Below are 14,224 nucleotides of genomic sequence, written 5' to 3' on the forward strand. Positions count from 1 at the left end.
AACGCACTTGGCGAAGAAGACTTTCGTAGATGCTGACAGCCACAAATGCAATGTTCAATGCTCCCGCTTAACTTTCAAAACCAAAGAAGAAGCGCGCAAGAACATGGAAAAATGAACCTTACTAACACGAAAGAATTGAATAACACGAAAGCCAATTAACCGAAAAACGGGCTACGCGAGATGCCTATTTCGATGAAAAGTCTTTGGGAAATAACAGGTGAATAGCTAGAACGCAGAACAAAGCTTTTAGACCACAAACGCTTTTCTGCTCCTTGCAAACTAACGCCGCATTAAGGTGTGAGCGACGCTTGGCTATACTTGAGCGAAGCGAAACTGCCAAGCGTTGCGAATCACTCTTAAATGCTTTGTTAGGCTTATTCGTACGAAAATTCCTGAAAGATATCGTTTTCAAAGTCAATATCATCATGCGAAAAACCATAGCAACATTCTTCAGGGAGCGAAGAAGGATATTTAAGCCTGAATAATCCGCCAATACTCGGTGTGAAACCATCAGATGGTCCACCACTGTTAATACCAAACGATTCACCTGCTGGCGAAAAATCATGATGTATAAACTGGGAAGCAATAATAACAGCAAGGCCACACACAGCTTCAACTAAGTTATCAAGGTTTGCATTACGAAAGTTATGATGCCTGTCGTGCTTTGTAGAATTATACGCTTCGTACCACGGAAGTGGTTCACCAGCACCCCATTTTTTGAACGGTGTTCTGATGGAGCTTTCCCCATGCCAATTTGGTACTTTAATTTCGTACATGGATAAAAAGTGGCTTTGTTCAACTTTTTTATAGTCTCCCATATTCCAATACCCATTTTTTACATATCCATTTTCTTTTAGTATCGCTTTACAGTTGGCTTCGACTTCAACACAAGTTCTAAGTAATAGTTCATTTATTCTGTGAGAGTATGTCGCTTTATTTAAATCTGACGGCTCGACAAAGCTAAATAACTCAATAAGATCATTTTGAATTAGTAAAAATGCGCGAATATAGTTTTCTGGACTCTGTGCATATTTAGGGTTCAATATGTATTGCCACTTTCCACTGTCGGAGTAACTTCCATCAACAAAAATTCTCGCTGTTCTTCTATAAGGTTTTGAAATACTCATATTTCCTCCATAAGCCTAACGCTAAGCTAAGTGGCTAACAAACCTACCACTTCACTCAATTAAAACACCTTAAACACAAAATTAAACCAAGCTAAAAATGCCCAACGTTTGTTAGTCCGTCTTAAGCGCTTTGTTAGTTTGCCACCGCGATGAAGCCGGAGGTTTAGCGCCAAGATGCTGAATTAGCTATAAAACTAATGGCTTTGAACGCAAAAGTAAAACGGGCCGCTCAGAATTTAAACCCAACTAACAAAACGCACTTGGCTAAGAAGACTTTCGTAGATGCCGACAGCCACAAATACCATCTTTCAATGTTCCCGCTTAACTTTAAAAACCAAAGAAACAGCGCGCAAGAACGTTGAGAAGTGAACCTTACTAACACGAAAGAGATGAGTAACACGAAAGCCAATTAACCGAAAAACGGGCTACGCGAGATGCCTATTTCGATGAAAAGTCTTTGGGGAATAACAGGTGAATAGCTAGAACGCAGAACAAGGCTTTTAGACCACAAACGCTTTTCTGCTCCTTGCAAACTAACGCCCGCTTAAGTGGTGAGCAACGCAATGCAATGCTTCCGCACACCACCTTAATCACTAAAATCAACGCATGGTAAAAATGCCACGCGTTGCGAATCCGTCTTAAAGCGTTTGTTATGTGACATTTCTACGTTTTGACTCTTTTTGATATTTTGATTCTCGATGCAGCCAAATTCCCCAATACACAAAGAACATAAATGCTGAAAAAATAAAATAATTAAGAACTTGTTCACTTAAATACTCGAAAAGAGTTTCCGACGGTGATGATGAGTACTGAAAGAGCACATTGAAAATGATGTAGAACGTAGTTATCAAGAAACAACTTTTGAAGATCCAAGCGAGAAAACCCTGTTCTCTTACTTTTTGCCAGTGTTCAAACATTTGATTTTTCATACAACACCTTATACCAATAACATAGTTCTAAATTCTCTAACATTATGGACCTATCGACTTTTCCAACTGGTCACATAACGCTAAGCTAAGTAGTGAGCAACGCAATACGAAGTCACCGCATAACACCTTAAACACATAAATCAACGCATAGTAAAAATGCCACACGTTGCGAGTCTGCCTTAAGCGCTTTGTTAGTTTGCCACCGTGATGAAACCCGAGATTTAGCGCCAAGGTGCTGAATTAGCTCTAAAACTAATGGCTTTGAACGCAAAAGTAAAACGGGCAGCTCAGAATTAAAACCCAACTAACAAAACGCACTTGGCTAAGAAGCGACATACGACAAACAACCACGGTTTGAAGCGCTTTAACTGACAAAGGATTCGTTCGACCAACCTGACAACCAAGTGTGATCAAGCCATTTGTTAACAAATTAGCTGCCAAGAAAAAGAAAACGCACCAACGAATTAACAACAATGTTAGAGTCAGTAAGTGACTAACGCACCGCAAACGCTTCCAACATAGTGCCACCGGAAAGTTCGTGAGATTGGAAAACGGACAGGTGAATAGCTAGAACGTAGAACAAGGCTTTTAGACCACAAATGCTTTTCTGCCCTTTGCAAACTAACGCCGCGTTAAGTGGTGAGCAACGCTATCACCCGACCTAAACCATTGTGCCGTAATCACTAAAACTCAATCAAATTGCAAATGCCGAGCGTTGGGAATCCGCCTTAAACGCTTTGTTATATGCGTGCTATTTGGTTACGCTGTTTAATTGCAGTAAGTCCCACTTGTTACCGTATAAGTCTTGGAACACAACTACTGTCCCGTACTCTTCAACTCGTGGCTCTTCGTTAAATACAACGCCATTTGCCTTCATTAGTTCGTAGTCTCGCCAGAAATCGTTTGTTTGTAAGAACAAGAAAACACGACCACCAGTTTGATTACCTACTGCTTGAGTCTGTTCTTCGGTACTAGCTTGAGCCAAAAGTAGATTCGTACCATTAGAATTTGGAGGAGAAACTTGAACCCAACGTTTGCCACCGCCTAAGTCAGTATCTTCCATCAATGTAAACTGAAGTTTTTGAGTGTAGAACTCAATAGCATCATCGTAATTTTCAACAACTAGAGCAATATTTCCGATTTGCTGTTGCACAAGTTTAGACATGATTATTTCCGATGTTTCAAAACCCTAATTCTACACTACGCTATGATTTTTTCGAGAAAGCATATAACGCCGCATTAAGGTGTGACGCACGCTTGGCTATACTTGAGCGAAGCGAAACTGCCAAGCGTAAGGAATCACTCTTAAATGCTTTGTTAGGCTAGCTCTTTGAGGAAAACTCTACTTCTGTTGGAGAGTTGTGTTCCTTGTTACTAATAACGACAGTATTTGCAAGTTTATCATGCCACCCTTGCTTACGCTTATCCCAAGCAACCCAAAATATTCCCAACCCCAACGGAATAGTAGCGACAAAATAACCTAAGTATCTGACGATATATTGCTGTAATGTTGGTTTCTCTCCTGTTTTTGCATCCACAATCCTTGCTGATATTGCCATTTTTCCTGGTGTTGCTTGTTTATAGGTCCAAAAAACAACAATAGCAATTAGAGGAAATACCCAGCTAACCATAAAATCTGCAAATCCAACTATGATGTCATCACTCTCAAAATACGCCCACCCATAAATACCCACCAGTATCGGGTATGTAATAACGCAGAGTATTATTGTATCGATCAAACTAGCGCCAATGGATAGCCTAACGCCGCATTAAGGTGTGAGCGACGCTTGGCTATATTTGAGCGAAGCGAAACCGCCAAGCGTTGCGAATCACTCTTAAATGCTTTGTTAGCACTAAAATTCTTCGATTGTGCTACGTTCTTCGACTTCTAGAATATCGAACTCTACTTCGCCATCATCCCCAAGGGTGAAAGTAACAGAAGACTCTTCTTCTCCTTCAAGATCCATGTCAGCACAACCATTATAAATAGACCACTGATACTGGTAATCAAGCTGATATTCATTACCACCGAGAAAAGTAACATCGAATATATCAATTCCAGTGTGGTTTTCAGCACGAGAGTTAATATGTGACAAATCAGGTACAAGAGATGAGCCAAAAGATGGTTCATGCTCTATGAGGAAAGCTTTCAATTCTTGGCAAAGATGAGCGCCATGCTCAATTTCACCCGACTTACTTTGGAAAATCATGTTTATACCTCGAACCTTAATATTCATATTAGTGCTAACGCCCAATTAAGGGGTGAGCAACGCTACCACCCAACCTAACGCATTGTACCGTAAACACTAAAATTGAAGTAGAAGTAAAAATGCCAAGCGTTGGGAATCCCTCTTAAATTGTTTGTTATGTTTGTACTTCAAACGATTGCAAATCTACCAGTTAGCTTATCTAGCTTTATAATTTTGTCTTCACGAAGTTGTTGAATGAGCTCTTTGACTAAACTTGGCGGATAACCCGTTTTTCCACTAAGTATACTGGTCCCAGTAAAACCCTCTTTAATATATTCAAGAATGCATTCACGCTCGGCTTGATACAAGTTCCTTTCAATTGATTTATTTAAGGCTTGTTGTAGCTTATGCATTTCATCTTTCGAGTAATTATCGAACTGACTAGCTTCACGGCTAAAGAAGTAATCAACAGAACGCTGAACCTTCAGGGCAGTTAAAAACTTATCTTCGTCTCTCCAGTCACTAGGAGCATATAAAACCAATGGTTTAAAAACTAAGACTAGGAAAAACAATATCACAAGAAGCACTGGAAACCAGATTACAAACTGTACGAACTTAACCTGTATTTCTGGGGGGAGAGCGACTAATGCTACAGTCGCAAAACTCTCAGCTATACCCGAAAATATAGCTATTATCGTTAGGGGATTGCTCACTTTCATCTATAGTAAACCTCTAAAAACATAACGCCGCGTTAAGGGGTGCTGGCACGCAATACAAAAGCTACCGCACAGCGCCATAAACACTGAACTCAACGCATAGTAAAAATGCCACGCGTGCCAAATCCCTCTTGAACGCTTTGTTATGTGAATTTTTTCAGAGTGCTCAATACACACAACCATTAAATTCAATGACTTGATCGCTTAAAGCATGACTGCCATTGTAAGACTTAACCATACCACCACGGTAAACAAACTGACTCCAAGTTTTCTGCTGTACGTCGAAGTAATGAATAGGCAAAACTAACTCCGAATACCCTGAGCTTCGATAAACATCTGGCTCATAAGCGAAGAGAAAAGAATGAGTTACCCCAAAAGACACTAAGCATCGATCGAGTTCTTTCACGATGACTTTAGCTAAGCCCAAACCACGCTTACTTGGTGTAATGGCAATACCACCAATTATGCCCCCTTTGAAGCTTATTGAGCCCTGCCTCATTAAACGACTATAAGCCAAACCAGTAGCGATAATCTGATTATCGTCTTCAATGAGAATTGCACAGACGAACTCACGATTGAAAATGAACATAGAATCTTGGCCAAAAACGGAGTTTAGATGAGCATTAAGTGCTGCTTCGTAAGCCTCAATCTGACCACTTTTGACAACTGATATTTTCAAGATTGACTCCATTCACATAACAGCTATTAGACCGAAAGATTCTGCATTTAAATACAGAATCTTTCTATCTAGTTTTTTATGCCGCCGATTGTACTAGCCTTTGTGTATCCATAACAATCACTTATATCGTCACCTTGGTGATTAATGTGGCAAATATAGAATTTATCTGTTTAGTATAACTTCTATTAAAATTATCAACTTATGTACGTTAAAACAGTATTTTAACCATCAGATCCCGTCTCTATCTCTGAGCATGTTGAACTCTATAAATCTAATGCTTGATCCTATACGGTAAGGTGTTTAAGAAACGTGACTTGCCACCAGCAAGTGCTCCATTGGCAAACTAAGATAGATCATCAAGCTAATACAAAAAAACGCGTTATTGCTACTTGGCAATAACGCGTTTTTTATTGAATTCGAATAAGCCTTAATCTAAATAGAGTCGTTTAGCTACTCTGGTTAGCATTCGTCGTTCACTACTCGGACTGGACATTCGCTCCCAGTAACTCGTCCACCAAAACAATCATAGATAACATAGCCCCCCGAAGGCAAAGCATCGTCAGTTAGATTGTTACTACTAAGGTCTGCTTCAACTAAATGAATGAGTGTACCCAACGACCGTGTGTCGGTTCCCAACATTTTATGTATCGCGTCAGAGCTATTGTATAGTCGATTTTTTGACCTTGCTTTGAATTCAAATACCTTTAAACTGAATCCTATCTTGTTTTGTCAATTATGATTTCCTGATACTTGGCTTAGCCTTATTATCGGACTAAAATTACATGACAGTTAAACTTCGTATTCGCTACCAAACGATTGAAATCGAAAACACAGATATACACCTTTGTACCCTACGTGATAATCAACAATTTAATGACCCTGATAATGTTGCACTCAATATCGGTATTTCATCCGCATCGTGGCCAATTTTTGGGATTGTTTGGCCATCAAGTTTAGTCCTTGCCCACCATATGCTTCATTTTGATACTAAAAACAAACGTATTCTTGAAATAGGATGTGGTATGGCTTTATCTAGTTTGCTCCTCAATGAGCAACGAGCCAACATCACCGCTACCGACTTTCACCCTGAAGTTGAAGAGTTCTTAAATAGAAACATACAACTAAATAACAGAAAGAAAATTGCTTTCGAACGCGTAGATTGGGCAGACAAAGAAAGTCAATTAGGTCTTTTTGATCTTATAATCGGTAGTGATCTTCTATATGAAGACCAACATGTTGAATTGTTGTCCTATTTTATCCAAAACCATGCCAACGATACTTGTGAAGTGATCATTGTCGATCCAGGCCGTGGACGAAAAAATAAACTGAGTGCCAAAATGAGCGAGTACGGGTTTACAAATGACCACATACAACCAGAAAATACTGATTACTTAGAGCAAAAATTTAAAGGTCACATACTAAGATTCTCTCGTAACGCCTAAAAGTACAGTACATTTCATTTATATGGGCGGCAATATCCAGACTTGAGTGCAGTCAGTCTAAGTGCCAGTATGAAGAGACTTAAGGTGCGCTATATTGATGCACGAGTGAACCGCTCACTCACACATATTTAAAAAACATTTTGAGTATATATTATTAAACGGCATTTAATGTTTGTCATTCTATTGCGTAAAACTGGTACATTAAAACAAAGTTTTGGTATAACAGTCCAACTACCTACACTGCTCATAGGAAGTTAAATGAACGAAGTAGCGCCATTATTACCTGAGTCTAATTACATTCAATTGTCTGAGCTAATGCTATCGTTGACAACAGCTCTGGATATGACGGAAGGACAACCACCGGAACATTGTATCCGTTGCTGCTGGATTGGCATGCACATAGGTGAGAAAATCGGTTTATCAGAAAGCGAACTTCATGACCTCTATTTTACCCTGTTATTAAAAGATACTGGCTGTAGTAGTAATGCGGCTCGTATTTGCGAACTCTATCTCGCTGATGATAGGGAGTTCAAACGTAATTTTAAGACAGTGGGGACAAGCCTATCAAGTGTCATCAACTTTGTTATTCGTAATACGGGGAAAAATAAAAACTGGCTAACTCGCATCACCAAGACGATCGATATCTTAAAAAATGGTGATTCCTACGCTCAAGAGTTGATAGAAACTCGCTGTTCGAGAGGTGCCGATATTGCGAGAGAGCTAAGGTTTAATGAAAATGTCGCATTGGGGGTTCATTCTTTGGATGAACATTGGGATGGTAGTGGTCGCCCAGAAAACCTCGCTCAACAAAATATTCCATTAAATTCTCGTATTGCGTTACTTGCACAAGTCATTGACGTTTTCCAATTTGAACACAATTTCGAAACCGCGCTAAACGAAGCAAACGAGAGAAGTGGAAGTTGGTTTGACCCAACTTTAGTTTCTGCGATAAACGAAATAGCAAAGGATAACGAATTCTGCACTGCCTTAACCTCATCAAATATCATTGATAAAGTCATGGCATTAGCGCCAGCAAAAGCCAGCATACTCATTGATGATGACTACCTTGATTGCATCGTTTTTGCGTTTGGAAAAATCATCGATAGTAAAAGCCCTTTCACATCTGGTCATAGTGAGAGAGTTGCCTTCTTTACTGACCTTATTGCTATAGAAATGGGGATATCAGAAGAAGAACGGAAATGGCTTAAGCGTGCAGCATTATTGCACGATGTTGGGAAGCTAGGTGTGAGCAATTCGATACTCGATAAACCTGGAAAATTAGATGACGATGAATGGTTATCCGTTCAACAACATGCCCAATTTACTAAAGATATATTATCGCAGATAACCCCCTTTAAAAACCTATCAAACATGGCAGGTAGCCATCATGAGAAGCTTGATGGCACTGGATATCCCAACAAACTAAGTGCTGAATCCATTGTATTGTCAACCCGAATTATCACTACCGCTGATATTTTTGATGCTATTACAGCAGAACGACCTTACCGCGGAGCAGTACCAGTACCAAAAACATTGAATATAATGTCTGAAAATTTAAATACTGCGATTGATCCTGAATGCTTTGAAGCATTAAAGCGTGCGTTGGATAAATTGCCAGAGGAACTGACAACTCTTGATTCCACTGTTTAACCATCGCTTCATATTAGGGCTTGGTACTACCACTCGGCATGGTGTTAGAATACAAAAAAAGCGCGTTACTGCCAATTAGCAATAACGCACTATTGAATAACGGGAAATCCGACATACCTCTTAGAAAGATATGTTAGGAAATCTAGATTTTAAATGAACCAACATAACGATCGAGGGCTTGCGACAGATCGGCCAGTTGCTGGCTCGATTGTTCCAACTTTTCACTTGCGCTTAAGCCATTCTTCACTGAATTATTAACCGTATCCATATTCATATTGATCTCATTCGCTACCGCTGATTGCTGCTCGGTTGCTGTCGCAACTTGAGTGTTAATATCGAGAATAGCCAAAACTTGTGTAGAGATTTTTTCCAAAGCTTGGCGCGCCATTTCGGTTTCGGTGGTGCCCTCTTCAATTAAGCTCTTACTATTACTCATCGAGTTAACGGCGTTTTTAGCTTCAGTTTGAAGTTGGTTGATCATGGTGTCAATTTCATCTGTCGACTGTGCCGTTTTTGTTGCAAGGTTACGAACTTCATCGGCAACGACAGCAAAACCTCGACCGGCCTCACCGGCACGTGCCGCTTCAATTGCAGCGTTAAGCGCAAGCAAATTCGTTTGTTCAGAGATACCTCTAATAACATCAAGAATAGTGCCGATCGACTGTGTGTTATCAGCAAGACTCACGATGATGTTAGACGCACTCGTCATTTCTGCTTCAAGGTTAGCAATCGAGATTGTTGTCTTTTCGATCGTGTTATGTCCTTCTTGAGTCTCGCTGGTTGCCATATTTGCAGCATTTGCAGCATTTGCCGCGCTCGATGCAATTTCATTAACCGTAGCAATCATTTCATTCATAGATGTCACAACCAACATCGTTTGTTCGTTTTGTTCTTGTCCTCTTTGCAATGCTTGTTGTGACTGTTCACGAAGAGCAATAGCGGTGCTATTTAATTCAACGCCGGTATTTACTGTTTGCGTAATTATCTCGTGTACCTTGCCCACGAACACATTGAAAGCTGACGAGATTTGAGCGACTTCATCGTTACCCTTAATTGGTAATCGGACGGTTAAATCGCCATCACCTTCAGAAATATCGTGTAATGTATTTTTCAATACCAAGAGGGGCTGCATCAGTTTGTTTAAAAGGAATGATAGAACAACGAGACAAACAACAAAAATAACAATCATTGAAACCAATTGGTAACTAATTATTCCATTTGTAGCTTGGCTGACTTCGGTAATTGGAATACCGATATCAAAGGTGCCATAAAGTTCACCGTTGACATAGATAGGCGCCATGATATCAAACACCCATACTTGCTGCACATCAGCGTACCACTTCGAATACTGCTGTACGCCTTTAGTTGCACCTTCAACGGTATAACTATCTTCATAAACTTTGTTGAGTTTCTTTTTATCACTGTGTGCAATAGCAGTTACGTTACTATCAATAACAATGGCATAACTAACATCATTACGCTGTTTAAGTTCACTAACCAGTTTTTGTAAGTCTTGAACTGGATTGTTCGAGTTTTCTAGGACATACCCTGCATTGCCAGCTAAAAATTCCGCTTGAACTTGAGATTTATTTAAGATTATTTCATCAATTTTTTCGCTTGAAATGAGATAGGTTGAAACCATACTCGCAGCGACCGCAATACCAAACATAATAAAAACGGCTAATAGGATTGTTTTCTTCATTTAGGTAGTCTCAACGCAAGTTTATTAAAAATTCTTTAGAGGTTTAAGAACTAAACCTGAGCTCGCATACAACACTTCTCATGTTAAAGCTCGCTACTGTTCTTTATCTGTCTAAAGCTCGATAACTTTAGCGAAATTGTATGAAAAACCATGAAATCGTAACATTTGCACAATGTTTCCTAATTATTTGGAACGCGTTAGTTACTTGAAGGTTGGGAGAGAAGTATAAAGACGATAAATAGAAATGATTAAACACAAATACTTACGGTATCGCAGCTTTAAATCATGCCAATTTAGAAAGGATTAGGGGATTTAACAAAAGCGGCCCTAAGGAGGCCGCCCTGCTAGTGATATCTAGTCAGCCACATAGCTAGTTGAGGTAATGGCCTAGCCATCAAATATACCGATTTAGTTGCGGATTGGTGACAGTAGATCTGGGTTTACCACTAAATTTCTCACACCGTGTGCGTGATCTTCGTTAAAGTCGTTTCCTTCACACCAACGGCCAACAGTCGCAATATTAACTTTCGCCACTTGTGGTCTCACGTTCCATGTTACTTGGAAAGGCGAGCCTTGTTCATTGTAACTAGGACCGGTGGTAGAACCTGAATATTGAATCGCAGTTCCTGTATCTTTCGGAATATTGGGGGCTTGGTGCAAGCCATCGACTTTAGTGTGCTTAGCCAAGGTTTCAAAGTCGAGTGCTTTATCGTCATTCACCAACACATAGACTTGGGTTTCTACACGCAGTTGCGGGTTAGTAATTGCATCATTGAAACAAGCCGCAAGCGTTTCACCCGGTGCGACTTGCGCCGTTGAGTACACGTAATGCACCTCAATAGTATCACCCGAATAAAGAGAGCCATGCTCACTAGGGCAAACCTTTTGACTAAATGATTTAAGCTCATTGGTACTCAACTTACCTTCGTACTTGTAACCACTTTGGAAACCTTTACCATCACCGTTACCGACGTATTGAGTAAACTCACCGCCTTTGTGCTCAGCATTTTTATGAAAATGAATATTACACAAGTTCATAACCGCTGAATCTGGTGCGTCCGAAAACAGGTGGGCGTTAGTGCCTTCGAAAGAACCTAAATCTCGAGGAGCTTGCGGGCCAAACCCTTTCCCTTGTGTATTTTCCAATAACTGCATTCTTTGCTCGGCTATGACACTGTCGGAAACGGGCTCATGGTTCGCGTTAGACGCGCTTGCTTGACCTGACAATATAGCCATAACTACACTTAAAAATACACTTCTACTCTTCATGCTTCGTCCCTAAAATATTGATAAATCGACCTAAATATCGAACTTCACCGCGCACATATTACAGTAATCAAAAGTGAATATAAGGTACCGTCTTAGTAAGATTAGATTCCATTGTTTACTTTGATATGAGTGTAAAAGCTTTTGAGAATAGTCTTAAAAGCTTTAATACACGTAGCGCGTTAAACACGATAAATACCTGACAGATCGAACAAGCGCCTAATTGTGTCGACGGTATCTTTATTCAAATAGGTCGATCCGTAAGGTTCCAATATCAGAGATTGCATCTACTTATTTACAAAATATTCAGCCCAAATAGGTCTTTAACCTCAAACAGCACTGATTCAGTTCTCTCTTTCGAGACCTGAGTGCCTTTACGTAAGATATCGATAAGCTGTGCTTTATCATCTAAAAGCTCAGCTCGTCTTTCGCGGATTGGACGCAACATATCTTGCAGGCACTCTTCCAATACTTTCTTCGTCTGACCATCGCCTAACCCACCTCTTCGGTAGTGCTCTTTTAGTTCACTGATATAGTTAACGTCAGTATGAAAAGCATCAAGATAAGTGAACACTATATTCCCCTCGACGTTGCCAGGGTCTTCAATTCTTAGATGAGTTGGATCGGTATACATAGATTTCACAGCCGCCCGAATTTCTTTCTCTGTTGCACCTAAATTAATGGCGTTACCCATTGATTTAGACATCTTGCTTTTGCCGTCGGTGCTAGGAAGACGAGAGGCATTACTTAGCAGAGGTTTACACTCATTTAAGATTGGCGGACCCGCGAGTGAGTTTACTTTTCTCACTATCTCATTGGTCTGTTCTAGCATTGGCAATTGGTCGTCACCAACAGGAATCAAGGTTGCATTGAACGCCGTAATATCGGCAGCTTGAGAGATGGGATAAGTCAGAAAGCCAGCAGGAATTGAGCGCCCAAATTCTTTGTTCTGGATTTCGCTTTTCATGGTTGGGTTACGCTCCAACCGAGCGATAGATACAAGGTTGCTGTAGAACATAGTGAGTTCAGCCAGTGCTGATAGGTGTGATTGAAGGCAAATCGTGGTCTTGGTCGGATCAATGCCCACCGCGAGATAATCAGCCACCACATTGAGAATGTTAGACGAAACCTTTGCTGGATTATGGGCGTTATCAGTAAGCCCCTGCATGTCGGCAACCAGTATCGTTTGGTCGTGAATATGCTGCAAAGAGACTCTTTGTTTAAGTGAACCGACGTAATGACCTAAATGCAAAGGCCCAGTTGCTCTATCGCCAGTCAGAATGATTTCAGGCTTGTTGGTATAGCTGTTGCTGTCGATATGGCTGTTTGAGTTGGTATTCATGGTGTATCTCCAAGTTAAAAAGGCTACTGGAGATAAAAAGAGGCGACATTTTTGATGACATTCTTAGCTACCGTCCAGCAGCTAAAGAATGTGAGTATTCCGTGCTGCTCTGTTAAGAGCACCACCAAAAGAAAATTGAAGTTGAAGCAGAATTAAATTTCATGGTTAAAACTTATCAACAATACTGACGAGCGACAACTGTTATTTACGCGCACCAAGAAAATAGGTTTAAGATTAACAGGTTATAGGCTTAATCGTTACTGGTACACAGTTCAGTGATTCGGTCACACATGGCTTGATTGACTGTAAAGTGGGTGTTGAGGAACGCTAATTGGGCAAGTGCCGATTCAGCAGTACGCTCGTAACCTTGTGTAAAACTTGGTAGCAATTGAGCAAACTTAGGAAAGCGTACTTCTAACCTTCTATCAGACATAAATTCATCAACGAATTCAGGCTCAGGCTGTTCAGTTTGATCCACAAGATCGATCAAACGATCGAGAGCGTAAGATTGAACAAACCGACTGCCCGACAGTTTTTCGCCTCGGTTATAACGAGACATGCCGACATAAAGATTGGTTAATGCTTCGCCTATGATCCACGCTTGCGAATTAACTTCTGCCGTGCCCTTTTGTGATGGGATACAGCACTGAGTATCAAATTCAGGTCGCTGCCAAACTATGCGCCCTTCAGCAAAGGGGATATGCGCTAACTCGTGGGGTTCAAACACCGCAAACTCGCAAAAAATTCCGTCGGCGTACAGGACTTTATAGCCATCGACAGTATTTCTCACCGCGTAGTCGATTGGGTGAATATCAGATAGCCAATGCAAACTGTCTAAGAAATACTGCTTGTGCCCTGTTTGTACTATCGCGAAAAAATCGACATCTGAATACTGATCAAGTCGCTCCGTTTCAATACCTACTGAGCCCAATCCCAATAAAGCATGAGCCTTACTCGATGCTTCCAAAGACTCCCCGATTGCATCTAAACGCTGGAGTAATTTTTCTGGTGTGTTTATGTGTCTTGTCTGCATCACTTTATCCGTTTGCATTGCTTAATTCCTATCAAGTTAAATGCCACTCAACCTAACTGATAGTTAGAACATCTAAGAAGTTTAATTTATAAAATGTGTGTTTTGGATAACGATCTGCGCAAGTTATTGTTTAAGTTACGATGGGAATT

At 40.5% G+C, this 14,224-nt stretch carries 12 protein-coding genes and 1 pseudogene; 2 read left to right on the top strand and 11 right to left on the bottom strand.

The window, feature by feature from the left end:
• Positions 1–374 precede the first annotated feature (374 nt).
• The 7 genes and pseudogenes from OCV24_RS19640 to OCV24_RS19685 all read right to left on the bottom strand — a co-directional run.
• Positions 375–1,127 carry a hypothetical protein gene (locus tag OCV24_RS19640; RefSeq protein ID WP_150879354.1) on the bottom strand — a complete coding sequence of 251 codons (753 nt, stop codon included), beginning with the start codon at positions 1,125–1,127 and terminating at the stop codon, positions 375–377.
• Positions 1,128–2,807: 1,680 nt separating this feature from the next.
• Positions 2,808–3,221 carry a VOC family protein gene (locus tag OCV24_RS19655; protein ID WP_053809543.1) on the bottom strand — a complete coding sequence of 138 codons (414 nt, stop codon included), beginning with the start codon at positions 3,219–3,221 and terminating at the stop codon, positions 2,808–2,810.
• Positions 3,222–3,378: 157 nt separating this feature from the next.
• Positions 3,379–3,807, bottom strand: coding sequence for an RDD family protein (locus tag OCV24_RS19660; RefSeq protein ID WP_150879350.1), 429 nt, complete (start codon positions 3,805–3,807; stop codon positions 3,379–3,381).
• 102 nt (positions 3,808–3,909) lie between these two features.
• Positions 3,910–4,266 carry a hypothetical protein gene (locus OCV24_RS19665; protein WP_150879349.1) on the bottom strand — a complete coding sequence of 119 codons (357 nt, stop codon included), beginning with the start codon at positions 4,264–4,266 and terminating at the stop codon, positions 3,910–3,912.
• 167 nt (positions 4,267–4,433) lie between these two features.
• Entirely contained in the window at positions 4,434–4,964 is a 531-nt protein-coding gene (locus tag OCV24_RS19670) for an ArsR family transcriptional regulator (RefSeq protein ID WP_150879348.1), read from the bottom strand.
• A 163-nt stretch (positions 4,965–5,127) separates the two neighbouring features.
• Entirely contained in the window at positions 5,128–5,640 is a 513-nt protein-coding gene (locus OCV24_RS19680; RefSeq protein ID WP_094124842.1) for a GNAT family N-acetyltransferase, read from the bottom strand.
• Positions 5,641–6,099: 459 nt separating this feature from the next.
• Positions 6,100–6,274, bottom strand: a pseudogene (locus OCV24_RS19685) (MSHA biogenesis protein MshA); the annotation flags it as partial.
• Positions 6,275–6,422: 148 nt separating this feature from the next.
• On the opposite strand from OCV24_RS19685, the gene OCV24_RS19690 reads away from it, so the two are divergent.
• Positions 6,423–7,082: a class I SAM-dependent methyltransferase gene (locus OCV24_RS19690; RefSeq protein WP_017058397.1), complete on the top strand. Its 660-nt coding sequence runs from the start codon at positions 6,423–6,425 to the stop codon at positions 7,080–7,082.
• A 258-nt stretch (positions 7,083–7,340) separates the two neighbouring features.
• Positions 7,341–8,732 carry an HD-GYP domain-containing protein gene (locus OCV24_RS19695; RefSeq protein WP_150879347.1) on the top strand — a complete coding sequence of 464 codons (1,392 nt, stop codon included), beginning with the start codon at positions 7,341–7,343 and terminating at the stop codon, positions 8,730–8,732.
• A gap of 142 nt (positions 8,733–8,874) precedes the next feature.
• Here the strand turns inward: OCV24_RS19695 and OCV24_RS19700 are convergent, their stop codons facing one another.
• The 4 genes from OCV24_RS19700 to OCV24_RS19715 all read right to left on the bottom strand — a co-directional run bounded on the left by OCV24_RS19700 (position 8,875) and on the right by OCV24_RS19715 (position 14,093).
• Positions 8,875–10,401 (bottom strand): methyl-accepting chemotaxis protein, encoded by a 1,527-nt coding sequence (locus tag OCV24_RS19700; RefSeq protein ID WP_136998736.1) that lies wholly within the window; start codon positions 10,399–10,401, stop codon positions 8,875–8,877.
• Between the two features lie 441 nt (positions 10,402–10,842).
• Positions 10,843–11,703 (bottom strand): delta-class carbonic anhydrase, encoded by an 861-nt coding sequence (locus tag OCV24_RS19705; RefSeq protein ID WP_150879346.1) that lies wholly within the window; start codon positions 11,701–11,703, stop codon positions 10,843–10,845.
• A gap of 292 nt (positions 11,704–11,995) precedes the next feature.
• Positions 11,996–13,042: a tryptophan--tRNA ligase gene (trpS, locus tag OCV24_RS19710; RefSeq protein WP_150879344.1), complete on the bottom strand. Its 1,047-nt coding sequence runs from the start codon at positions 13,040–13,042 to the stop codon at positions 11,996–11,998.
• Positions 13,043–13,292: 250 nt separating this feature from the next.
• The gene (locus tag OCV24_RS19715; protein ID WP_077681519.1) at positions 13,293–14,093 is read right to left on the bottom strand and encodes a hypothetical protein; all 801 of its coding nucleotides are present in this window, start codon (positions 14,091–14,093) and stop codon (positions 13,293–13,295) included.
• Positions 14,094–14,224 lie beyond the last annotated feature (131 nt).

Origin of the sequence: Vibrio kanaloae (assembly GCF_024347535.1) — a bacterium.
GTDB lineage: Bacteria > Pseudomonadota > Gammaproteobacteria > Enterobacterales > Vibrionaceae > Vibrio > Vibrio kanaloae.